This window comes from Pseudoalteromonas sp. G5_S1_54_S4 (assembly GCF_054968565.1).
Window position 1 is genome coordinate 1 of the sequence record NZ_JBQKUL010000054.1, and the last position, 24,074, is coordinate 24,074.

A 24,074-nucleotide genomic window follows, 5' to 3' on the forward strand; every position below is an offset into this window, starting at 1 on the left:
GTTTCGAGCAGCGAGCGACGGGCTATAAATTCAGCCTAGCGCCTTTAACCTAAAACCTTTTACCTATTCCCACCGTAGGCGTTAAGCTTGCTGACGTGAAAAGCGTAGCTTTTAATGGCTCGAAACCCGCAACTCGATACTCGTCGCCTTTGAGCAAAGTTATTCAAAAATATTCCTGATATTTTTGTTGGTTATTCGTCACCTCTCGGCGCTCTGAGCATTAGTGTGTGGTGATTGTGAAAATACAGCGCTTTTCAAATTTGATGGTTAAAGCTCAATATCATTCAAAACAATCTTACAAAATGATTTGAATACATCAAATGCTTCTTGCCACACCAGTTTATGACTACCATAAACCATTGGAACAACATATTCATTAAAACGCGTTTCATAGAGTGAGTTCGCTTGCAATACATCTAAGGCAAACTTAAGTTCAATAATCGGTTCTGCCATAAATTCTAAATGCTGGTTACCGTAACGGGTAATATCTTCTGCTATGACTTTTTTGACTAAAGGCACCACACCTGATGCATCCGCCAACCCAGCGTGTTGAATATAATACGTATCATAAACATGGCGAATTAGCGCAGGATCATCGTCTCTTCTATTATCACGTGCAAAGCTCGCTGTGCGCCTAAGCATAGACACTAACTTTTCAGCTTGTGTACTCTCAATACTAGAAAAGTCCATCAGCGGCACTTCTGGTGCCTGTTGAGTTACCTCGTTCACTAAAGAAGATATATTGCGGCTTTGTACATTATCAAAAAGTAACGTTTCAATAAGCTCTAATTTAATAAACGGTCGTAAGCATGGGGCTTTTGAATGGGCTTGAGGATAGCGAATATCAATTTGTTGATATCGATATTCATCAAAAACAGTTGGAGTATTTTCTACAGAAAAATAATCATGTGAATTAATTGCAGCAATTAACTGTAAGTGGAGCGCTTTTCTAGCCTTTTTTCTTTTAGTTTTAGACGTGTTAGCAGTTAAATCTTTGGGAATGATTTTTATATCAACATCTTCAGACATTCGATGAGTTTTAATGCCTGACTTTGTTAATGCCGTACCACCTGAAAAAACTAAAAAATGCGTATCAAAAGATAGCTCACAAAGTAGCTTAAGTAATGCAACTACATAGTAATCTTTTTCAACAATAGCAGGGTTACCCATACCAAGAGCATCCGCTACATCTAAAAATAAATCACTATCAACTCGCATTAATAGCGCTATTATTTACAACAATTTTACGCTTAAAGCGGCTATTGGTCATTATTTTAAATGAAGCGGGAACTTGTAAGCTTTCACCATTAAGACTGCGTTGTGTAAATTCATCGAATTGATACTCAACGCCCAGTTTCTCAATAGCCTCTAAAATGACACCATCTGCACCCGCAGGTGATGCTGGCATTAACTTACCAGTAATGCGATTTTCTCGCGCTTTAGTATAAAGCCCATAACCAATACGTAACAACTGGCCACTATCTACCAGCTTTTTTAAAACACGGCCAACTTGGTCGTAACCTGCAATATCAGCAAAATCAGCGCGCTCAAAAACATAACGCTTAGAGCGGTTTATTCTTGTGGTTACTTTACTTGCTATTGTCATATTAATTACTCTCGTTGCTTAGACAAAATATAGCAAACATACGACATCTAAACAATGCAAACATACGACATTAAAAGAGTAATAGCACGCTGACCTTTAGGCAAAAACTCAACAACGGGCTGCGTGCATCGAGCTTATGCAAATATCCTAGCGCCTAGTTACCTCCCTTGAACACATCTTTTTATTCTTACCTCTTCACCGCCGCGCCTCATTACCTCTTTGTGAATAAATCACTTAAAACCATATATGCACAAAGAGAGGTAATGAGAGTAAATGAGAAGACAGCGAGCTTCGGGTGACAAGCAGCGAGCGACGGGCTATAAATTCAGCCTAGCGCCTTTAACCTTAAACCTTTTACCTATTCCCACCGTAGGTGTTAAGCTTGCTGATGCGAAAAGCGCCGCTTTTAACATTTAAGCTCGATGCCCGCAACTTGACGCTCGACGCGTTTATTAGTAAATGTCGCGTTGGCGACGGTAACCAAAAAAGTGCCATTATTTAACCCCTCCAATCCTGCCACATAATAATATATTTCTTACAATGCCTTCTGTGGTTGCCTTCATACTTGGCATTGACGGTTAAACTAAAAGGCGTTAGCATTTATGATAATGGACTAAAGTAAGGATACTGAACATGGCTCTATAAATTAGAATCTGCTTGGATGCAGTTACTGCAGAAGTAGTAAAATGTAAAACAGATAAAAACAATACTTTCTCACAAGATAACAATCACATAAAAAGTAAAGTAATCACCTCAGGTACACCCTATATTTGGCGCAAAGAATACACTGACTCTTTAAGTGCTCCCACAACAGAACAAAAAAATATAGTCAATCAATTTGCGTTTTTACCAGCACAATCAAGAAGAAACATAGCTGGAATGCTGCGAGATTTTGGCACCGAAACATTACTTGCTATTTCTGACTTTCAAGCTCAAGTTATACCATTTTTATCAAGCAACGCACATGGTATTGTTGGTTCAGGTGCCACATCAATAGAAGCTCGCAGTTCAAAATTTGTTACTTTAGCGGGTCAATATGAAGTATCTTTAAAAGATATACGAGCCGCACATAAGTCAGGTATGCCCAAATATCATATGGTCGCTTTAGAGCAAAAAGCTCTTGAACTATTTAAAGAGCTTCAGCTTAAATATCAAGCTGAACTACAACGTTTTATGAATACTAACCGTGCAAGTCGTAGAGGAACGGTTTGGTCTAACCCAAATCGTGGCGTTCACATAGCTAAAAGTGCCAGACACTCCACTAAATTAGATATAAGCAGCACCGCAGAGTTTAAAAAAATTAAATATATTGAAAATACGGGCCGTTGGCTTGGTAATGGTATGATTTTACTCGATGGCGCTTTTAGAGCAAACTCGGTTTACAACGATTACAAAAATGGTGGCGACTGGCAAAGAAGTTTATCAACTGAGCTAGCCAGTTTTGGTGCATCTACCGCATCTGGTATTTATGTCGGTTCGATTACTACCACAGCACTCAGCTCTTTGCTTATGTTAACTCCTTATGGATGGGTTATTGCGATAGGTGTAGGGTTATATGTCGGTTTTACAGCAAGTATAAAAATGAATAAATTTATGAAAAAAACGTCTGAAAACATATACGACAGAAAACCTATATTTGAAGGGGTCTTTTAAATGCCCGCAGCTCATTTTGCTGGATATTCTCTGTTCGTATTTATGATAGGTACTTTTGCCTCTGGCATTTTATTTTCGAGAATTTCAGTCAAACATATTAATAAAAATATGGAAAAGGATGGAGTGCTTCCCCCAAATTGGGACAAAGGTATTGGCGCTAGTGTTTCATTTTATGTATTTGCGATGTTTTTTGAACGCTCCCGCATACCAACTCCGATGTTTGATGGACGTTTTGTAGCCAAGTACTCTCGTCCAATTGACAAAGTGTTAGGCGCAGTCCACTTGATTTCAGTCACAGGTATGATGCTTTGTCTTTGCATTGTTACTTATTTTTCAAAGTAGTCGCGTATTCAGTTACACTCATCTGAACCTGAAAGAGCAGCTTTTAAATTGCTTTACTTTCATGCAAAGAGCGCTGTACTACCTGATAACAAATCGCACGTTGCTGCTCTTGGTTTAAATTTACTTGTCGCATCGAAAGAATCGTTTTCACTATTTGTTTATGCGAAACAATTGGAAAGAGTGGGCGCTGTTTTAATTCGACAAACCAACCAGGAAAGCACAAAACAGGGAAAACCTGCGTGTTAAAACCCGTTGCCTCTTGTAGCCATTTGTTCACCCAATTAGCCTGCTTTTGGGCTTGTTCTAGCGGCTTACTTTCAAACCAAGAGGGAAATGCTAAATGATTATTCTCAAATTTAACTTTGTAATTTGTATCGTCTTTTATTCGCTTGTGCCTGCCCTTGGTTTCAATAGCAAAAATACCATTTGGCCCTACTACTAAATGATCAATGTTAAAACCATCAGCTTGTATATCATGAAATACTTGGTATCCATGTGACTGTAACTCTATAAGTTCAGAGGCAACAGCAAGTTCGGCATCACGTCCAAGCTTTAGCTTTATTAAGTGATTTGATTTAACCCAAAGCTTCCTTGCTACATAGGCTAAACCCAACATGATCATAATAATTAAGAAGTAATTAAACTTGCCGCTAGCAAGCATTTCAGCAATCCCTTTAATTGCAAAAGGCATTATAACAATGAGTGCAGCTAAAGATATTAGGCCAATAACATCAACAATCTTGTCATTCACTTGCTCTTGAAGAGTTTGCGCGGCAACACGTTTTAATTTATGACGCTCGATAGGAAGTTTAGCACTGCGTTGATGTGACCAAATACGAAAAAATAAAACGCCTACTAAAGAGTAAACGCACGCAGCAATAAGCATGACACTTAAGCTATGGTTTAAAAAATCATCCATGACGAGTTCCTATAATGACAACTTGTACTTTATACATTAAAAACAGTCACATGTCGCGTTGGCGACGGCAACCAAAGGGCGCTATTTACTAAGTTAATGCGCCGACCGCCCCTTGGAACCCCACGGCGCCCCGGGCATTTTGCACTTTCCTCAAAGCCTAAATTGATATGAACGTAAACGCCGTGTAAGGCACATCCATGTGCCTGTCACGGCTTTAATTGCATCCATGCATTTAATTACTCATCAATTGAGTCTTTTAGGGCAAAATGACGAGGGAGTTGTCCCAGCATCGGTCTTTAAATTTTACCGTAGACGTGCAGCTTACTGACGTGAAAAGCGCCGCTTTTAATACTCAAAGCCCGCAACTCGACGCTCGACGCCTTTATTTATACATGTCGCGTTGGCGACGGCAACCAAAGAGAAGTAACCGCCGACTTCTCTTTGGAATCTCTCGGCGCCCCTAGGATCACACTACTTCCTTAATTCAAATTAATGATATGAACGTAAACGCGATGAAACACGTCCGTGTGTAAGCATCGCTTAACGCGCATCCATGCGCTGCTATTACTCATCATTAATTCAATTTCGGGTGTGATCACGGGGGAATTGCTTAGCTTCTGTGTTCATATTTATACAATTAGCTGCTATTTTAGCCAGTCATCCTCTTTAATCTCATATAACTCTTTATGACTCGGATCATGCCTGGTATGATTCTCTGTCTTTTTTATTTTGTAGTTGCTTAGCTAGTTATGGAAAACGGTGAAATTCTTGTCATTGATTTGTTTGCAGGGCCTGGTGGCCTTGGTGAAGGGATTTCCGCAGCTAAAACGGATGACGGTAAAACACCTTTTCAAATAGGTATTTCTGTTGAGAAAGATGTAAATGCTCACCAAACTTTAACCACTCGCGCTTTTTTCAGATTACTCAAAACAAAGTGCCAACCGTTAGATAATTACTATGATTACCTACATGGAAAAATTACACGAGATGAGTTATTTGAGCTTCACCCCGATATTGCAACAGAAGCCAACCAAGAAACTTTAAATGGCGCTAAAGAACTGGGCAAAGATAATAAGCTTATTCATAAGCGCATAAAAGAACTCGTAAAACAACATAAGGGTCCGAAAGTTCTAATCGGTGGCCCTCCTTGCCAAGCATATTCATTAGCTGGCCGCTCACGTAATGCCGGAAATAAAAGCTATATTGCAGAAGATGATGCTCGTCACTTTTTATACAAAGAATATTTACAGGTAATAAGCCTAGCTAAACCAGATATGTTTGTAATGGAGAATGTTCGCGGAATCCTAACAGCCAAAGTTAATGGCCAAGTTATGTTTCCGCAAATATTGGAAGACTTGCGTAACCCTGGCTCAGTAACTAAACAAAAAAAGATTCCAAAATATAAAATCTACTCATTAGTCGTTGATGCCGAAAACCCAGTGAATCCACAGTACAAAGACTCTGCCGATTTCTTAATTCGCTGCGAACAATACGGTATACCTCAAGCTAGGCATCGTGTGATTTTACTCGGTGTGCGTGAGGATATAAAAGCAACACCAGAAACATTAAACGTATGCGAACATCAAGTTACCGTAGAACAAGCTATTGGTGATTTACCTAATTTACGTAGTGGTTTTTCTAAACAAAAAGACAATGCAAAAGATTGGGAAACAGCTGTTACTAAAAATGCAGCTAAGTTAAAGCGGATTCTGAAAAAACAATTTGACCCAGAATCAGCAAATAGCTTAAATCTCAAACCAAAAATCGGTTTGTCTAGAATAGAGAGTGCATTAAGCGACAAAACCCCAACCATGCCAGAGTCATTAAAAGCTTGGTATTTAGACCCTAACTTAAACGTGGTCCTAAACCATGAAACCAGAGGACATATGGTCGATGATTTACTACGTTACGCATACTGCGCCGCTTATGCTCAAATAGAGGGCTTATCACCAAAATCTCGTCATTTTCCTAGCGAGTTAGCACCTGCCCATGCAAACTGGGATACAGGAACACATGCAGACCGTTTCCGCGTTCAAGTAGCCGATAAATATGCGACTACTGTAACAAGCCATATTTCAAAGGATGGCCACTACTTCGTACATTACGATCCGCAACAATGTAGAAGTTTAAGTGTCCGCGAAGCCGCACGCTTACAAACATTTCCTGATAACTATATTTTTGAAGGTACGAGAACTAATCAGTATGTTCAGGTAGGAAATGCTGTGCCACCATATTTGGCACAGCAGATAGCCTATATTATTTTTAAGCTGTTGTATTAGTTAATTTTAAAAACAACTTTCTTTCTTCGTCTATAAAATCGTAATCAGGTGAACCTTGCCTTGAATACAGCGCCGAGAAACGGTTAAGTAGATCTTTGTAAAAATAATTTGAAACGGATCCTAAAAGTTCGTAATGTTCTAAAAATTTACTTTCTTCTATAGAATGGATATTTTGAAAATCAACTACACTATCATTTTCGACTGCACCGAACATTGGAAGATAATGATATCTTGCAGCTTTATTTCTTACAAAGTTCTGAATTTTATTATTTATTTTATTAGACTTATTGTTACTTAATTCTTCACCTTCAGCTGGTAAAATATCGATTATTTCTGGAACTTCTCTAATCTCTTTAATTTGTGCTAGCTGTAAATAATCAGCTTTGCATTGAGCTAAATCACAAGCCGGTGTTAATAAAATATATAGGTTTTTTTGCATTTTACTTCTTACAATAGACCCTCCCTGTAGTTTTGTGCTCCCTGGATATATGTAGGTCTCAGCAGAATTACTACTGGTATTAAAATCAAGATCAATATGTTCGTACATATGAGCTAAAGTAAAGCGCAATAATTGCACCTGACTTATTTCAGGGTTACAATTTTTTTGGAAATGCTCAATAGCTTGTGGAATATTAGTCCAAAAAACTTCATTCATCGCCTTTTCAAAAAGACCTCTGCCTCCAAGGATTTGGGTTAAACCTGTATTGTATATTTTAACTAAAAAATTCAAAACATCATCATACCCACGATCTCGCAAATATAGGCCAAGTAACGGATTTTCTTCTTGATCTAGGTTACTTGGCGTCCCTGTAAAAACTACAATTGGTATTCTAAAATTTTCCTGTATATTTCTTATTACTTCATTCCCACCAGTCACTTTTGATTCAAGTTTTAAATCGACTATAGCTCCATCAAATGAGCTATTTAATATTGAGTTCGCCTCTTCAACATTTTTAGCTACTTCATACTGAATACACTTATTATTTTGATGATTATACCTTTTTAAAGTTGATTCAAAATCATCTATACAACTAGTTTCATCTTCAACTAACAATATTTTCATTTCATTCTTCCATTGACTGTAATCTGAAATAAACACCGGTATCAGACTCAAATGCTTTGAGATCTAATTTATTTCTGTGTGCAGCTTCTCCTGCTATAGGTAAACCTATACCAATACCATTAACCTTAGTTGAAAATTGAGGCTCAAAAATAGATTCAGTTTCAATGAGTTCTTTTGATATTCCGGGCCCATTATCTTTATAGTCAAGAAACTCAAACAAACTGTCATTGCCTCTAACAATTATATTTATCTCTTTGTTTTTTATATCTTTTTCAATCAACCAAAAAATACTATTATCTAACAAATTTGTAATAATTACATATATGTCATTAATCCAGCCAACCAACTCAATATTTTCATCGCAATTAATATTTATTAAAATATTATTTTCTTTAATTTGACTTGAAAAAACACTTATTGAATGGTGAATTGAATCTTTTATTTTAAAACTTGTTTTTTTCCCTCGTTGTGTCGTTGCCAAAGGATCTAGTCGATTAAATAGCTCTGAAAGTACATTGGTATTTATATTGAAATTCTTAGATATTTTCAAAATTTCATTTTTATTTTCTGGTGATGGTGATGAAACATACTCACCAACCCAATAATCTAAATTTTTAGACTGATTGTTAAAGAACCCAAGTGGCTTTCTAACCTCATGCATTACAACATCAACTATTTTACCTAAAGTTGCTTGTCCTTGATATATAGCAACTTTCTTTTTAATATCTTGGATTAACTTGGCACTATCAGCTTCCTTGTCATCTAGAATTTTAAAAATTTCGTCTGTAGACTCTTCCGACATACCTTCTTTGATTAATGTCTTTTTAATTTGCTTCTTTACATCAATAAAAGAAAAAAGCTTTTCAAAATCTTGCTCTATTTTTACAGCTCCCTTTGTCAATCCTGATTTTCTTCTATAAGCAAAACGCCTTACCTCTAACTCACTTAGTACGTTTTTTACTATAGCAATAAGGTTCTGATATGCTTTGTTATCCTTTATGCCATCTCTAGCACTAGTTTCTTTTAAATTTGAAAGCTCTTCGCTTTGTATTTTTACAAATCCAATAACTTGATTACTACCAATATGGAGAGAAGGATTTTGGACTCGGTCACTATTTAATTTTAGCCAATCAAAATCAGGGTTTCCCAATGGTCGTATCCTGAAACCATTACGATATACACCAATACCATTGGATTGATTTAATAAGCTTTTGGCCTGGCTTTTGTTCAAATAGTTACCGCTTTCGTCTTTTAGACCTTTTTTAATAAGGTTATCAATTGATTGACTTTCACGATCATACACTCTGATATCAATCTCGATATCACCGCACTTTGTTTTATTTCCAAAGTTGAATATTATTTGATCGTCCTCAACGGCTTGTTCTTTGTTATTGACAAATGTTATTAAACCCTTTCCTTGGTTATTTATTCTTCCCGATATTTTATAATCGTAATAATCCAATAAAGGAAATGGCTCAATTTTCTCATCTCCTTGGAATAGCCCTCCCTGTCTGCTATCTTGAATATCTAAATAAAGTTTAAAATCGTCATAATTATTATTTTCATGTATTGGAGATATTAGTTTCTTTAATTCAAATTTTAAATTGTTGAATTCAGATTCATCCCAAAACTCATAAAACTCTTTATCTCCGAATATATGTATTTCAGTTCCAGGTTTGTCACTAACTTTAGAGGTCTCAATTGGTAACTCCACCTCATCCATAAATTCAGCATTATCAAAGTCACTCCAGTTAATATCGACAAGAGTCTGATAACCAGTTTGATCAACAGTCTGCATTTTTAAAGTATTACCTAAAATAGCTGCAGCATAACGGCCTAAACCTTTCCGCCCCTGCATAACTCTTCCTTTAGGGCTTTTTTTTCTTTTTAATTTATCGTCAGTTGAAGGAATTAACCATTTTTTTAAAACTGTTTCTCGGCTCATCCCATGGCCAAAATCTTTTATAGTGATTTTTATATTTTTGTTTATATGGTCAAGCTCAAATTTCATTTTCACTGATTCTGAATCAGCATCATAAGCATTTTTAACTAACTCCATAACAGCTGAATAATTATCTTTAATCAACTCTCTGCCCATAGCTAGAATATGTCTACCAGCCGGCCTTAATTTAAATAAATTATCTTTTTGCAAATTTTTCTCCAAAATATCTATATATTCTTCGCTATCAATTCAGCTTTCAACAAGCCACCTTTGGTCAGTAACTTAGGCGCAAAACTTGGGTTACGCTTTGATTTGTATGCATCAAGTATTAATTTAAGACCATGTGCTTCTAACAATGAAATATTTACTTCTGTATCCATCTCTGCTGATTCGATAAAATCATCTGAAAAGCTGGGGGCAATTATCAATACTTGTGCTACACGTTTACCCTGATTTTCAGCCCGTGTTACATAAGCTTTTACTTGGCGTGATGTTGTTGAATATTTAGCAAAATCACCATTTTTACAGGTTTTTGCTTCACCAATAATTATGTCGTTATCACTAAGCGAGATTACGATATCGGCTTTATCTTTAGTAGTGTTTAGGTCTTTTCTCAGGTCTTCGTCAATATTAAGCTCTAATAGTTCAAAGATAGCCTTTGTGACTTCTTCAAACTTAACGCCAATATCGGCCTCGGTTACATCTGCTCCAGCCTCTTTTAACGCATTAATATCGCGGCGTGCTAGTGCATCATAATTTTCAATCAATTTATCTGTTGCGTTTGCAAAGCTTTCTAAGATTGCAAAGCGTGCATTGCCTCGCTTGGATAGCCCCATACTATCGCGGACTTCTTTTACTTCATCATTTGAGAGTAAATATAAAATGTCGTGTGGTGTGATACTCAAAGCTCGTAGCTTTTCAGTATCTATAACTTCGTTAACTTCGAGTTCAAATGCTTCTTTAAGCACAGCCTGCATGGTTGGGAAGTGTTCTTCTAATGTTTTTAGAAGCTGCTTAAAGCCGCTGGCACTAAGAGAATCAAACTCTTTCTCTGTTGCACCTGATAACGATGATAATATTAGCCCAATACGCTCATCTAAAGTGGTGCCTAGTTTATCTGTATCAATTTCTAAATCTTGTATAAGCTGTTTTAATCTGTCTTTACGTTGGTTTTGGTTATCTTCAACGTTATGAATATCGTCTGATAATAATTTAGCAGCGCTAATTCCTGAATGGATAATTGTTTGAATTTTATCAGTGCGGCTTATGCCTCTAATTTTACGACCATGGGCTTTGAGTGCATTAGAAAGTTCGGCATCTGCCAGCGTTCTAAGTATTCTCAGTACGTACTTATCAGCTAAATCTTTGCCTTGAATTTCATTCAGTAGGGTAACTATTTCATCAGGAATAAACACTTCTTGGCGCTTTTTACTTATAAATAATAAACCCATATCTCTGAGGCTATTTAAAGCATCTAGCACACCATTTTTAGGAATAACATCAACCAAATGCTCTACAGCGGCACATTCATCAGTAGTGAGGTTTAGCTCATCAGCCAGTACATTAAGGATACTGCGTTCGTCATCAGTAACTTTGGCTTCTCGATTATTTTTTTCATCATTAAAGTATGCTTCTTTCATGCAAGCATGATAAATCTTCAATGCTCGGTTTCGCTCTAAAACGCTCTCGGCAGAGCCTTGTTGAATACACTCTTTTAGCTCCTTTGAGAGCTTGGATAACTCTGCCCATTCTTTTTCATAAAGTGACTCTATCCAGCTAATTCTTGCGACTCCGTTGCCATCACGACTTAATATGTTCACCAATAAATTAAGCTGTGCTGTGCTCATTAAAATTTGATCTTTAACTGAGTTTTTAAAGAATTCTCTTACAGTATTAAACAGTTGCGTTATTTCACTTCCTGATGCATTTTTAATTTGGCCGTCAATATTGTCGATTGTTTTAGCTAGTGTTTTATTATTTTTAGCAGCGTCTGAACAAAGACGATCAAGGCATGAAATGAATTTAGATTTTTCGACTTGGTTGACGATTGATAAAACTTGGTTGAGTTTCATTTAATAGAGTCCTTTCTTATTATGTGGTTATTAACGTAACAGTTTATAATCATTAGAGCAATTATTGTTCAGCTAGGATTAATATTTAAAACCAGATTAAACAACTCCTGCTCATAAACACCAATCTACCAACTCACTCCAATTCCCCGTGATCACACCCGAAAGTTATAAATTGATGAGTAATCACTTGCATGGATGCAAGTTAAGCCGTGACTTCGCCATGGATGGCGAATACACGGCGCTTACGTTCACATCAATTTTTAATTTGAGGATACAGTGTGATCCTCGGGCGCGCCGTGGGATTCCAAAGGGCGGTCGGCGGCAGCCGCCCTTTGGTTGCCATCGCCAACGCGATATAACCTCGAATAAAAGTTTTTATCTTGTTCTGGCTAGGTAGTGTATTACCCACACAATGATCCAAAGACCGCCTGTGATCAAGGAAAGTACAAAGTGTAAAAGATGCGGAAATGCTTTAGGCTCAGTAACTGCTACCGCAGCAGAAGATGAATTCATGAAGACATTGTTAACATTTTTTGATTCATCCGCAGCTCTAAGCACAACATCAAGTATTTCACCGCAATGCTTACATTTTTTTGCTGTATCCTTAATAGACTCGGAGCAAAATGGACATTCTTTTTCAAAAGTACACGACTCTTTAAGTTCAACTTTTTCTGTTTTCTTAGTTGTCGGACTAACTGTGATTTCAGTAAAACTCTTACCATTTTCGACCTGTAATTTCACCTTATCATAGAACCTTTTACAACTCGGGCATTGTTTAATTTTAACTCCATGTTCTAGTTCAACAATAAACCCACAAGCTAAACATTCGTACTCTTCCATTTGATTCCCAACCCTTAAAAAATAGACACCAATCTACCAACATACTCCAACACCCCGTGATCACACCCGAAAGTTATAAATTGATGAGTAATCACTTGCATGGATGCAAGTTAAGCCGTGACTTCGCCATGGATGGCGAATACACGGCGATTACGTTCACATCAATTTTTAACTTGAGGATACAGTGTGATCCTCGGGCGCGCCGTGGGATTCCAAAGGGCGGTCGGCGGCAGCCGCCCTTTGGTTGCCATCGCCAACGCGATAAAACCTCGAATAGAGGTTATTAAATCCCTTTTCCCAAAACCATGTAAAAATCACGGCTCAAGCCAATTCCTACACTTTAAAAGCGCTAGGCAAACTCACGCCTACGGCACGACCTACAAATTTAAAAGCTGCGCTTTTCGCGTGAGCAAGCTCTGCGCCTACAAGCTAAAACGCGACTACAAACTAACCTGCAACCACTTGTTTAAACCGTGCGAAGGTTCGCATGCTTTCATCTGCAATCATTACTTCGTAATCTGGGTTTTGAGCAATTAGCTCATATTGCCCATTAGATAATTTATTAACTTTGCGCAGTAAATACTGCCCTTCCCCGCCTATATCATCCCGCTCTATCGCCACTATTTGGCCGCGTAGCGATCCGGCTTTATCGGACGTTATAAGCTCAAGTAACAGTAAATCACCATCAAGTATTGGGTGTTTACCGCCATTCATTGAGTTACCCGATGCGTGCGCTAAAAAGTGCACTTGCGGGTCTAGCTTGCCTGCGCCAAGTGGCGCGTCTATAAATTCCATATCGCTTTCATCCCCTGTTTTAAAATGCCCACAGGCAATTTTTATATTGGGGAAATACGGTAGTTTTAATGTGTTATCTTGCTCTTTTGTTGTATCGGTACGATCTTTAAACGCTAGCTGAGTAACATTGTCAGCTTGTTGCTCAGTATTTTGCTCAGTTGTTGCTAGGTTTACTTCTAGCCGTTGACTGTATTTAGCTAAGCTGTATTCAACCAGCTCTAACACGGCGTTGTTTAATAATTCGAGCTTATCTGCGGGTACGTCAAACGTGGCTTTTACTGTGTCGTTTTCTAGCGTAAACCACTGCGTGCCATCTTTATTTTTATTGGTGTAAGCTTTGATTGGGTTTTTACGCCAGTAGCTTTGCCATGTTTGTGAATCAGCGGCAGCTTGCTGCTCTTTGGCTGATAAATCGTGTTGTTTTAAATTTGGGTGGCGCGCTAATACTTTAGCACTCATGGCTGCAAGTTCTGCAACTGTTGGGGGAATGGTAAAACCATTTAATGCCACATAAGCTTCAAGCAAAATAGCTTTAAAGCATTTGGTCATACTGGTTGTTTGTATGCCCTTATGTAAAAAGTCATAGAACGGCGCTAGTTGCTCAGCACCTTGTTGTGCCTCATCATCAATGTTTTGTGTTTTAGCAATTAGCTCAAACCAACTAGTGTAATTGCTGTTTACCTTTTTTATATCCCCATAGTGGTAGTAAAACTCACTTAAGGTGGGTAAATGCCCAAGTTGCTCAGCAAGTTGTGTTATATCTTCAAGCGCCGTGGTGCGCTGCGCCTTAGCTAGCTGTTGCCAGAAGTCGGTGACTTTTAAATCAATATTTATAAAACAGCCATCAGCTAGATTTGGCTTTTTAAGCTTTTTCACTACACCACTTGGCGTAGTTTCATGGAGTAACGCATAAGGCTTATTTAAAAAGCTATGGTGGTTACCAATAAAGTCGAGCACCACTAAATGCGTTTTACCTTCTAGCGTACGCAAACCACGCCCTAATTGCTGTAAAAACAGGATTTTAGAATCACTTGGGCGCAGCATTAATATGGTATCAATGCTGGGTAAGTCAGTCCCTTCATTAAACAGATCAACGGTAAATAGCACTTCAACTTGGCGTTGTTCTAATTGTTTAAGTGCCTCATTTCTGCGTACTTTTGATTGGCTATGTACTGATAGTGCTTTTACACCCGCTTTATTAAACGCATCAGCCATGTAATCGGCATGTTTGGTGGAAATACAAAATCCCAAGGTGCGTTTTTGTTTATATTGTTGCCACTGTGCAAGCGCATGATCAGCTCGTTTTTGTGTCGCAAATTTGTTTTCTAGTGCTGCAGGATCAAATCGACCATTGCGCCATGGAATGGCCTGGTAGTTTACGTTTTCGTCCCAAATGCCATAGTAATGAAACGGCACTAACGTTTTTTGATCAATTCCTTGCGTTAAGTTTCTCTCAAATACTAAATTGTTGTCGCACAATCCTAAAATATCGGCTTGGTCGGTACGTTCTGGCGTGGCGGTTAAACCGAGTAAAAACTGTGGTTCAAAATAGTTTAATAGCTGACGATAAACACGTGCGCTGGCATGATGAAACTCATCAACAATGATGTAGTCGAACGCCGTTGGTGCAAATTGCTTTAAATGATTACTTCGACCAATGGTTTGAATAGAGGCAAATAAACAGTCGGCGTTTTTGTCGCGGTGTTTACCGTTATAGAATCCCGTTGAAAGCGGTAGTAGTTCAGCAAAAGTACGCTGTGCTTGTACAAGTATTTCTTCACGATGCGCGACGAATAATATCCGTTTAGCTTTGAATTGTTTAACATCAAACGCGCTTAACCATGTTTTACCCATGCCTGTTGCTAAGACTACTAAGCCACGTTTAAAGCCCTCAGCGCGAGTTTGCGCTAGCGCATTGAGCGCTTCAATTTGAGCTGGCCTTGGTGTTTTAGCTTCGCTTTGTTCAATAATTTGTTCCGCTGTATCGGCATGATTTACCGCTACAAACTGCTGTGTTTTGCGCCTAGCAATGTAGTTATTAATCCATTCATGGCTTAAATTGCTGACAAACTCGTGGTTGAAAATAGCGTAAAAAGCATTCCGAATACTTAAAAATTGCTGCGCTGCTTGGCTTGTTTTTGGCTGCATGTAATCGTGTCTAAAATTCCACTCATGACCTTTAGTAAGTGCGCTGGCGCTAATGTTACTTGAGCCGATAAAGGCACAACCAGACGTAATTTCGCTGGTGTCATTTTTTTTGACAAAAATATACGACTTCATGTGAAAGCTTTGGTTGCTCTGTGTTTGGTAAATACGCACATCGGCACCACGATCCACTAATACCATTAGCTCTCTGAGCGCATTAGGATGAGTAATATCAAGGTAATCGGAGGTTAACAGCTTTAGTGTTGCGCCACTTTGTAAAGCTTCATTGAGTGGGTCAAATAACAAAGCCAAGCCACTGGGTTGGATAAATGACACTGTGATTTCAATCTCTGTGGCATTATTTATTGCATGTACAAGATTAGGTAATAGCGGATCATCGGCACCCGTAATTAGCTGCTGCTTATTACTTTGCAATTGGTGCTGTTCGTTAAAGCTATTCATTTATTAATTCGCTGCGCGTTAATAATACGTTGAGCCACACTTCGCTTTCGCGCTCTGGGCGTTGGTCAACCGTTTGCCATTGTTTTAGTATTTTAAGTTTTGTGTGGCTGTTAATTAACGCAGTTAAAGCACTTTCATTTAAATCGGTAAATTCACGGCCATTATGTACACGCTCTTGCGTGCCATATTTAAACGATACATATAAAACACCATTGGGTTTTAGGGCATTTTGCAGTTTTAAAAACACTTGCGGTAACTCAGCTTTTGGTACATGTAATAAACTCGCGCAGCACCAAATGCCGTCGTACTTATTGGTACAATTTAGCTGCTGAAAGGTTTTAACCTCTACGGCTTGTCGTAAGTAATTACTGGCTAACTTTGCAAGCTCGGGACTTGCGTCAAATGCGCTAACAGTAAAACCTTGCTGTTTAAAATACATAGCATCGCGGGCACTGCCACAGCCAGCATCTAAAATATGGCCATGTTTAGGGATAAGCGGTAAAAACTCAGCGTAAAGCGCCGACATATCAACATTAAGCGTTGAGTCGCTAAAAGTTTGTGCATGTTGATTATAGTAATTGAGTGTTTTAGTAGGCACTAAATTCACCGCTCCTTGGTTTATTTATTAACAGCGCGAGCTATTAATCTGGTATTCATTTATAACCAATCTACAGTATCAACATTTAAAAATATAGAGCTACGGCAATATATACGCCCTAAGTAGTATGTTTTCATTACAAAAAAGCACTGTTTAATTGTTATAAACCAATGTTATTTACACTTTTACCTATTAACTCTACATCTTTGAAAGTATTAAAGTTATATAAACGCTTCGGCGCTATTTGAATGAGCAGCGATAATTAAACACTTACCTTAATCCACACTAAAAACATGGCTGTTATTTACCCTGCAGTGTAACGGCTTGAATAAACGTTTATTTAAGCCGTTATAAGCTTACCAAGCGTTTTAAAGGTTACATTACGTGCAATCGCTTTAGCTGCTGGCCTTTTAATAACAACTACCTAACCCTGTTTATATTTACAACTTGGTTTATACTAAAGTGTTGTAATTTTTTAGAGTAATAAAATGCTTAAAGTCGCTTTTGTTGTATTACTAATCTTTAGCTGTAGCGTATTTGCCTGTAACAAAACACTTAAGGTGGGTACTAATGAACGCAACTGGCCGCCTTATGTGGTGGCAGTAAAAAACAATTTAACAAGCGTTGAAATTGACGTGTTGAACACGATTTTTAACGGCTCATCTTTTTGTTTAAAATTTGTGTTGCTGCCTACCTCATCGCGCGCTTTTGAAGAATTAAAAGAAGGCCGTATTGATGTTATTTTTGCCGCGAGTAAAACATCAGCAAGAGCTGATTTTGCCTATTTTAGCGATGCCTATCGTGATGAAGTAGTTCGCCTGTATAAATACACCGAATCGCCTGATTTAAATAACATTAGCGATTTTTTTATAAAGATTTAACCTTGGCGGTTAACCGTGGCAGTTATTATGGCGTTGCGTTTGAGCTGTTTAAACAAAACTACCCCGCTAACGTTATTATGATGCCTACGCCGAAAAACGTTTTGCAATGCTCAATAAAAATAGAGTTGATTACGCAATTGAAGACGAACTAGCAGCGCAATATTTTATAAACCAATACCCAGCAATAGAAGCGGTTACTAATATGGCGGCCATCAATAAGAGTTCTACTCATTTAATGCTAAGTAAAAAAACCATTAGCCAAGTAGAGTTACAAGCTATAAATGAGTTAATTAAGCAAAATAAATCCGCTATACAAGCCATTTACCCACATTACTAAACGCTTAGATTTCGCAACATTTAAAAGCTGCGCTTTTCGCGCGAGCAAACTCTGCGACTACAATCACAAGCCGGATTATAAACTCCCGCCTACATTCATAAACACTAAGAGTGTAATAGGTGTTAGGTTTTAGGACAGTGACAGAGATTACTAGTTATTAGGCTGTTTGCACAAGCTCGCAACCCGTTGCTCGTATCCAGTAGCAGCGATTTCATATCGCGTCAGATTAAGCCTAAATAACCTGAACTCTGGATAATAAATCAATCTCAAGCAGCTATTTTCAGCGCTAACTGCGTTGAATTTACTTGCAATAGGCTAGCTATTGACGCGTAATTTCGCCTTGTTTTCACTGGAAATCTCTGGCTAGAGAAAAATAAACATAAATATCATTTTTGATTCAATACGTTAGTAAATCTCTTAACCAGAGTTCAGGTTAAATAAATATTTACCACCGAGAACACAGAGTTCACAGAGAAATGCTTAAAAAATACCGTTCCACCTCTGTGTAGCGCAAAGCGCCTCAAGAACCTCTGTGGTGCAAAATTGTTTTTAAATTAAAAGCGCGAGGTAAACTCCCGCCTACCGATATGATTAACGTTGACGGTTATCGTAGACGGGCTTTATGCCGCGCAAGGTCATTATTCACAAAGAGGGCGAAGAGACGCTGCGCTGAAAAGAGAAGGCGCTGGGTGCTAGGTTGTGCCCGTAGCCCACCACCCGCCGCCCGAGAACTTTACCTTTCCCCTTTAACCTCAATCAGCTTGCTAATTCGGCCATCGCTTTTTGGCTAAACAAGTGCATAGTTACATAATGTCGTTTTTTAATAATCGTCTTCACAATTTCTTGATCTATATTCAAATAATCATGCACAAGCGCATTGCGTAAACCGATTATTTTACGCCATGAAAGCAACTCATTATCGGTTAAAACACCGAGTTGCGTTAGTTCACTAAATGTTTGGTAGGCATTACTGCTTGTCGTGTTTTTATACTTTTTAAGCCAGTGCTTAGATAAACCAATACACACTTCTGTCATTAACTGTAACAAACGCTCTGCGGCACGGTAGTCTCTATTATTAAGTTGATCTATTTGGCTTAATTCGTCGAGTTCTTGCATATATTCATCAATATGTCGTGTTACTTCACTTATATAAAGCGCTATTCCTGTATCAATCATGCTTACTCGCTATCATCTCAAATTCAAATTGGCTATAAATACGCTGCTGCTCTTTCATCGCTCTAAGGCTATTTTTACCTAAAATTACACATCCGTACTCTATTATGTTGAATGCAAGGTAACTGGGGATTAAGTTTATATCAACGATTGAAATAAGCTGTTCGTTTAGGCTAAGCGCATTGCTGATTTCTAGCTCGAGTTCTTTTGGCCTGAGTCGTTTATCAAACGAGCTAAGATCAAAATTTTTAAAAGCGATAGCAAGATCAATATCACTATGAGGTTGTGCTGTACCTTTGGCGTGAGAGCCATACAACCAAACCACTTCAATGTCGCTATTTTTCTGCAAGTAATTAACTATTTGTTGAAAAATATTATTGCTCAAAATAAAAAACCATTAGTAAAAACTAAGATAATCATAACTTATCTGTTTTATACTGAACACTAAAACCGATAATGTACTTTTATTCACGTAAATTAATTTTAAGTGATGTATTCACCAAAGAAGCGCTAGGTAAAAGGCGCTAGCTTCTGGGGAAGTAACTAGGTGCTAAGTTATGCCCATAGCCCAAAACCCGCCGTCCGAGAACTTTTACCTTTCCCCTTTAATCACTTTCTCTATGTACTCTGCGAACTCTGTGGTAAATAGGTTTTTATTTATTTTATTCACCACGAGGAAGAAGAGGCGCTGCGCTGAAAGAGGAAATAAAAAAGCCAAATATTATTATGTAGCAGCGATTTTATATCGCGTCAGATTTAGGTCATTAAGCATAGAGACGCTGAAAGAGAAGGCCAAAGGCGCTAGGCTGTGCTCGCTACTCGTCGCTCGAAGCCCGCCGCTCGTAACCTTTAATTTCAATCTTCCACTTTTTTAGATCTTTTTGCGTAACCAAAACAAGCTGCCTTCGGTGGCTATCCACGCTTGTTTACCAAGTGAATTTAGGTATATCCCTACTTCTTCTTTACTGCCTGGGCTGTAAAAATCAAAGTCGTCACTTTTTAGTTTTTCTTGCCCAGTAAGTAGCTTTATAAAGTGTTTATTAAGCTGTTTAAGTTGCTTTTTGTATTGCTTGGCTTGGCTAGAGTCACCATTTTTATGAAATTCACTCAAGGCGCGGCTGGCTGTGGCATGGAGCTCTTCGCTGTCGAAGTCAGCTAAAAACGCATCTAGCTTTTGCCACTGGCCTTTAATTATGTAGCAGTTCATTAGCCAATGCCGATTTGCTTGATTATCCATGGGGTTTAATTGCAACAGTGTTTCAAATTCATCAATGGCAAGTTGTATATTGCCTTGTAGTGCGTTAATTTGTGCTCGGTGCGACCGTAGCATCATATAAGGGCGTGTTTCGTGGATCAGCCAAAAGTGGCCTTGGTTTTGTGCTATGTATTGCTCTGTAATAAAACCCTCAAACAGTTCAAGTAACGCTTCTATCGGTTCAAACGCGCTGGGGGTAAAGTCGCTAAGGATTGCTTCCATTAATTGATCAATCACTTCGTCGTCAATCATTTTGCCGGCAGCAAAGTCATTGCTGTGCTGTTGGTGTGCAAACTCTTCTAAAAATTGTTCGTTAAACGCGGCTTCGTCTTCATCGCTCCAGCGGGTGTTTTCAATAAAACGAATGTTGTAAAGCGCGTCAGCTACAAAGTAGATGTAATTCTTTTTAAATGATTGCGCTAAGCCCTGGTTGCTAGCAAATTTTTTCACTGCAGCTTGCTCAGAGCTGAAGGCACTAAGTACTTCATTCAAACTTGCTAGCACCTCTTTTTGGTGTTTGTTTAGGCTGCGTTTATCAATAAACTTAAGTGCCTGTAATGCCCCTTTACAGTAGTTTGGTAATGGCATATTAGCTTTGAGTGAATCGCGGTAATCGGTTTTCGATAAGCTGCATTTAGTGGGCATTTTAAAGTCTTCGCTCATCACTTTTTGCATGCTGTTATTGTAATTTTCCATCAGGCTTTCGAGGTACTTTAACTCAGCGTCTGTTGTAAAATTAATCTCACCTAGTAGGTCTGGCTGCCATTGGCTGGGCATTATTATGTCGGGCAGTAAGCCTAATCCTAAAAAGTAACCCTGAATAAAGTAATAATCTGGCTGTTTTACACTTAGCTTACTAAGTTTTATAACTTCGCTACGAATTTTTGCGGGCGACATAACTCACTCTTTTTGATATTTTTTATTACAATAAAGCCGTACTTAAAAACAATCAAGTGAGTTAACGTTTAAATAGGCTAGCCTTTAGTATACTTGGCCTGTATAATTTGCCGCCTTATTTACACCTATTGCCTGGTCTATTTTCGCACCTGCTGCGCCCATAACCCTGTCAGTATTTTTCTAGGACACCTTTTTTTGATCTCCACCGCAAATATTACGATGCAGTTTGGCGCAGAGCCGTTGTTTGAAAACATTTCAGCTAAATTTGGTAACGGTAACCGTTACGGTTTAATTGGCGCTAACGGCTGCGGCAAGTCGACATTTATGAAAATTTTAAGCGGTGCGCTTACGCCTAGTGCAGGTAATGTGTCTATTACGCCGGGGCTAAAATTAGGTAACCTAAGCCAAGATCAGTTTGCGTTTGAACAATACAGCGTAGTTGACGCGGTAATTATGGGCGACGTTGAGCTTTGGAAAGTAAAACAAGAGCGCGACCGTATTTATTCATTGCCTGAAATGAGCGAAGAAGACGGCATGAAAGTGGCAGAGCTTGAAAGCATCTTTGCTGAAATGGACGGTTACACCGCAGAAAGTCGCGCAGAAGAAATACTACTTGATGCGGGTATCGATAAAGAATTTCATTATGGTTTAATGGCAAACGTAGCCCCTGGTTGGAAATTGCGTGTGCTTTTAGCACAGGCGCTATTTGCTAACCCTGATATTTTGCTACTTGATGAGCCAACCAATAACTTGGATATTCATACTATTACGTGGCTTGCGAATGAGCTTAACCAACGTAAATGTACCATGATTATTATTTCCCATGACCGTCACTTTTTAAACTCGGTATGTACGCACATGGCCGATATTGATTACGGCGAGCTGCGTATTTACCCAGGTAACTACGAAAAGTACCTTGAAGCCTCTGGCTTACAACGCGAACAGTTATTAGCTGAAAACGCGAAAAAAAGCGCTGAAATAGACGAGCTGCAAGACTTTGTTAACCGTTTTGGTGCTAATGCCTCTAAAGCAAAACAAGCCAGCTCGCGCGCTAAAAAAATGGATAAAATTAAGCTTGATGAAGTTAAAGCATCAAGCCGTATGAGCCCGTCACTGAGCTTTGATGAGGGCAAAAAAATGTATCGCCAAGCGCTTGAGCTAACCAAGCTTGGCCATGGGTTTGACGGTGAAACGTTATTTACCGGCGGCGACTTATTGCTAGAAGCGGGTGCAAAGCTTGCGGTAATTGGCGAAAATGGTGTGGGTAAAACCACCTTTTTACGGTGTTTAGTTAACGAGCTTAAAAGTAACCAAGGCGAAGTTAAATGGTCAGAAAACGCGACCTTTGGTTACTGCCCACAAGACAGCAGCAAAGACTTTGATAACGACTTAACTTTATTTGATTGGATGTCGCAGTGGCGCACTGCTAAACACAACGATTTAATGGTTCGTGGCATGTTAGGGCGTTTATTATTTACCGCAGACGATTCAAATAAAAAAGCGCGTAACTGTTCAGGTGGTGAGAAAAACCGTTTGTTATTCGGTAAGTTAATGATGCAAGACGTTAACGTACTAATAATGGATGAACCAACAAACCACATGGATATGGAAGCCATTGAAGCGCTTAACAATGCGCTAAAAGACTTTAAAGGCACACTTATTTTTGTAAGCCATGACCGTGAGTTTGTTTCGTCACTAGCAACGCGTATTGTTGATATTAAAGACAAGCAGGTAATTGACTTTCAAGGTACGTTTGACGAATACCTGGCAAGCTGCGAAGAAAATAAAGTAGCTTAAGAGCTAGGTTAAAGGTTAAAGAAATAGCCTAAACCATTTAAAAGCGGTGCTTGTTTAAGCGCCGTTTTTTTGTGCCTGTAATTTGAGTTCGGGGTTCGGGGTTCGGGGTTCGGGGTTCGGGGTTCGGGGTTCGGGGTTCGGGGTTCGGGGTTCGGGGTTCGGCAGAATTTTGCTTGGTATCAATTAAAACGCAATTGGTAATTTATTTATAAAAAAGGCAAAGAAAAGCTGTATTTTTTATTTGCTCATTTGCCCTCATTCTTTGCTCTTTGTGCAAATAGGTTTTAAGTTATTTATTCACCACAGAGATTAAGAGGCGCTGCACTTTTAGAGGAAATAAAAAAGCCAACTACTATCCTGCAGCAGCGATTTTATAGGCATTGCATTTACCCACACCTCGCAGCCCGCACCTCGCAGCCCGCACCTCGCAGCTCGAAGCCCGCAGCCTTCTCATTTACTCTCATTCGCTTCTCTATGTCCAAATAGGGTTTAGTGAATTATGCACAAAGAGGGCAATGAGACGCCGCGCTTTTAGAGGAAAAAAGCAACTATCAGGGTGTAGCAGCGATTTTATATCGCGTCAGAGTTAAACCTAAATATGTATTTACCACCGAGAACACAGAGTTCACAGAGAAGTGCTTAAAAAATACCGTTCCACCTCTGTGCAGCGCAAAGCGCCTCGGGAACCTCTGTGGTGCAAAATTTTTATAGCAGTAAACGCCCTTCGTATCAGCGGTTTTATATCACGTCAGAACTAGGTTATTAAACACAAAAACGCGGGGTAAACCCGCTGCTACGTGGTGATAATTATTGGTAGCAGCGATTTTATATCGCGTCAGAGTTAAACCTAAATATGTATTTACCACCGAGAACACAGAGTTCACAGAGAAATACTTAAAAAATACCGTTCCACCTCTGTGCAGCGCAAAGCGCCTCGGGAACCTCTGTAGTGCAAAATTTTTATAGCAGTAAACGCCCTTCGTATCAGCGCTTTTATATCACGTCAGACCTAGGTCAT

General features: G+C 38.8%; 19 protein-coding genes. 7 read left to right on the top strand and 12 right to left on the bottom strand.

What is annotated here, in order from left to right; all coding sequences use genetic code 11:
* Positions 1–267: 267 nt before the first annotated feature.
* Both ACTRWE_RS16480 and ACTRWE_RS16485 read right to left on the bottom strand, forming a co-directional pair.
* Positions 268–1,218, bottom strand: a complete 951-nt coding sequence (locus ACTRWE_RS16480; protein WP_069439076.1) for a nucleotidyl transferase AbiEii/AbiGii toxin family protein — start codon at positions 1,216–1,218, stop codon at positions 268–270.
* The gene (locus ACTRWE_RS16485; RefSeq protein WP_008113525.1) at positions 1,208–1,606 is read right to left on the bottom strand and encodes a DUF6088 family protein; all 399 of its coding nucleotides are present in this window, start codon (positions 1,604–1,606) and stop codon (positions 1,208–1,210) included. Before ACTRWE_RS16485 ends, ACTRWE_RS16480 begins: the two co-directional genes overlap by 11 nt.
* Positions 1,607–1,879: 273 nt before the next feature.
* On the opposite strand from ACTRWE_RS16485, the gene ACTRWE_RS16490 reads away from it, so the two are divergent.
* From ACTRWE_RS16490 to ACTRWE_RS16500, 3 genes are all read left to right on the top strand, one after another.
* Entirely contained in the window at positions 1,880–2,023 is a 144-nt protein-coding gene (locus tag ACTRWE_RS16490) for a hypothetical protein (protein WP_462880347.1), read from the top strand.
* Positions 2,024–2,263: 240 nt separating this feature from the next.
* Complete coding sequence (locus ACTRWE_RS16495) at positions 2,264–3,259, top strand: hypothetical protein (protein ID WP_462880348.1); 996 nt, start codon at positions 2,264–2,266, stop codon at positions 3,257–3,259.
* Positions 3,260–3,601, top strand: a complete 342-nt coding sequence (locus tag ACTRWE_RS16500) for a hypothetical protein (protein ID WP_290208144.1) — start codon at positions 3,260–3,262, stop codon at positions 3,599–3,601.
* A gap of 43 nt (positions 3,602–3,644) precedes the next feature.
* On the opposite strand, the gene ACTRWE_RS16505 is transcribed toward ACTRWE_RS16500, so the two are convergent.
* A complete protein-coding gene (locus tag ACTRWE_RS16505) occupies positions 3,645–4,520 on the bottom strand; it encodes a nuclease-related domain-containing protein (RefSeq protein WP_290208145.1) in 876 nt (291 codons plus the stop codon).
* 749 nt (positions 4,521–5,269) lie between these two features.
* Here ACTRWE_RS16505 and ACTRWE_RS16510 point away from each other — a divergent pair.
* Entirely contained in the window at positions 5,270–6,799 is a 1,530-nt protein-coding gene (locus ACTRWE_RS16510) for a DNA cytosine methyltransferase (RefSeq protein WP_290208146.1), read from the top strand.
* Here the strand turns inward: ACTRWE_RS16510 and ACTRWE_RS16515 are convergent.
* The 6 genes from ACTRWE_RS16515 to ACTRWE_RS16540 form a co-directional block, all read right to left on the bottom strand.
* Complete coding sequence (locus tag ACTRWE_RS16515; RefSeq protein ID WP_290208147.1) at positions 6,783–7,862, bottom strand: response regulator; 1,080 nt, start codon at positions 7,860–7,862, stop codon at positions 6,783–6,785. The two genes, ACTRWE_RS16510 and ACTRWE_RS16515, sit on opposite strands and share 17 nt — an antisense overlap.
* 1 nt (position 7,863) lies before the next feature.
* Positions 7,864–10,014: a sensor histidine kinase gene (locus ACTRWE_RS16520; RefSeq protein WP_290208148.1), complete on the bottom strand. Its 2,151-nt coding sequence runs from the start codon at positions 10,012–10,014 to the stop codon at positions 7,864–7,866.
* Between the two features lie 17 nt (positions 10,015–10,031).
* Positions 10,032–11,876, bottom strand: a complete 1,845-nt coding sequence (locus ACTRWE_RS16525; RefSeq protein WP_290208149.1) for a hypothetical protein — start codon at positions 11,874–11,876, stop codon at positions 10,032–10,034.
* Between the two features lie 375 nt (positions 11,877–12,251).
* A complete protein-coding gene (locus ACTRWE_RS16530; protein WP_290208150.1) occupies positions 12,252–12,716 on the bottom strand; it encodes a hypothetical protein in 465 nt (154 codons plus the stop codon).
* A gap of 447 nt (positions 12,717–13,163) precedes the next feature.
* On the bottom strand, positions 13,164–16,118 hold the full coding sequence (locus ACTRWE_RS16535; protein WP_462880349.1) for a DEAD/DEAH box helicase family protein: 2,955 nt from the start codon (positions 16,116–16,118) through the stop codon (positions 13,164–13,166).
* Positions 16,111–16,716, bottom strand: coding sequence for a class I SAM-dependent methyltransferase (locus ACTRWE_RS16540; RefSeq protein ID WP_462880350.1), 606 nt, complete (start codon positions 16,714–16,716; stop codon positions 16,111–16,113). The genes ACTRWE_RS16535 and ACTRWE_RS16540 overlap by 8 nt, the downstream gene beginning before the upstream one ends.
* A gap of 488 nt (positions 16,717–17,204) precedes the next feature.
* Between ACTRWE_RS16540 and ACTRWE_RS16545 the strand changes: the two genes are divergently transcribed.
* Complete coding sequence (locus ACTRWE_RS16545; protein ID WP_273604640.1) at positions 17,205–17,597, top strand: transporter substrate-binding domain-containing protein; 393 nt, start codon at positions 17,205–17,207, stop codon at positions 17,595–17,597.
* 106 nt (positions 17,598–17,703) lie between these two features.
* Positions 17,704–17,934 carry a hypothetical protein gene (locus ACTRWE_RS16550; RefSeq protein ID WP_462880351.1) on the top strand — a complete coding sequence of 77 codons (231 nt, stop codon included), beginning with the start codon at positions 17,704–17,706 and terminating at the stop codon, positions 17,932–17,934.
* Positions 17,935–18,690: 756 nt separating this feature from the next.
* Here the strand turns inward: ACTRWE_RS16550 and hepT are convergent.
* From hepT to ACTRWE_RS16565, 3 genes are all read right to left on the bottom strand, one after another.
* Positions 18,691–19,110, bottom strand: a complete 420-nt coding sequence (hepT, locus tag ACTRWE_RS16555) for a type VII toxin-antitoxin system HepT family RNase toxin (protein ID WP_008113534.1) — start codon at positions 19,108–19,110, stop codon at positions 18,691–18,693.
* The gene (mntA, locus tag ACTRWE_RS16560) at positions 19,103–19,492 is read right to left on the bottom strand and encodes a type VII toxin-antitoxin system MntA family adenylyltransferase antitoxin (protein ID WP_076923148.1); all 390 of its coding nucleotides are present in this window, start codon (positions 19,490–19,492) and stop codon (positions 19,103–19,105) included. Before mntA ends, hepT begins: the two co-directional genes overlap by 8 nt.
* 486 nt (positions 19,493–19,978) lie before the next feature.
* Positions 19,979–21,259 (bottom strand): tetratricopeptide repeat protein, encoded by a 1,281-nt coding sequence (locus ACTRWE_RS16565; RefSeq protein WP_008465171.1) that lies wholly within the window; start codon positions 21,257–21,259, stop codon positions 19,979–19,981.
* 195 nt (positions 21,260–21,454) lie between these two features.
* Between ACTRWE_RS16565 and ACTRWE_RS16570 the strand changes: the two genes are divergently transcribed.
* Entirely contained in the window at positions 21,455–23,056 is a 1,602-nt protein-coding gene (locus tag ACTRWE_RS16570) for an ABC-F family ATPase (RefSeq protein WP_462880353.1), read from the top strand.
* Positions 23,057–24,074: the final 1,018 nt, after the last annotated feature.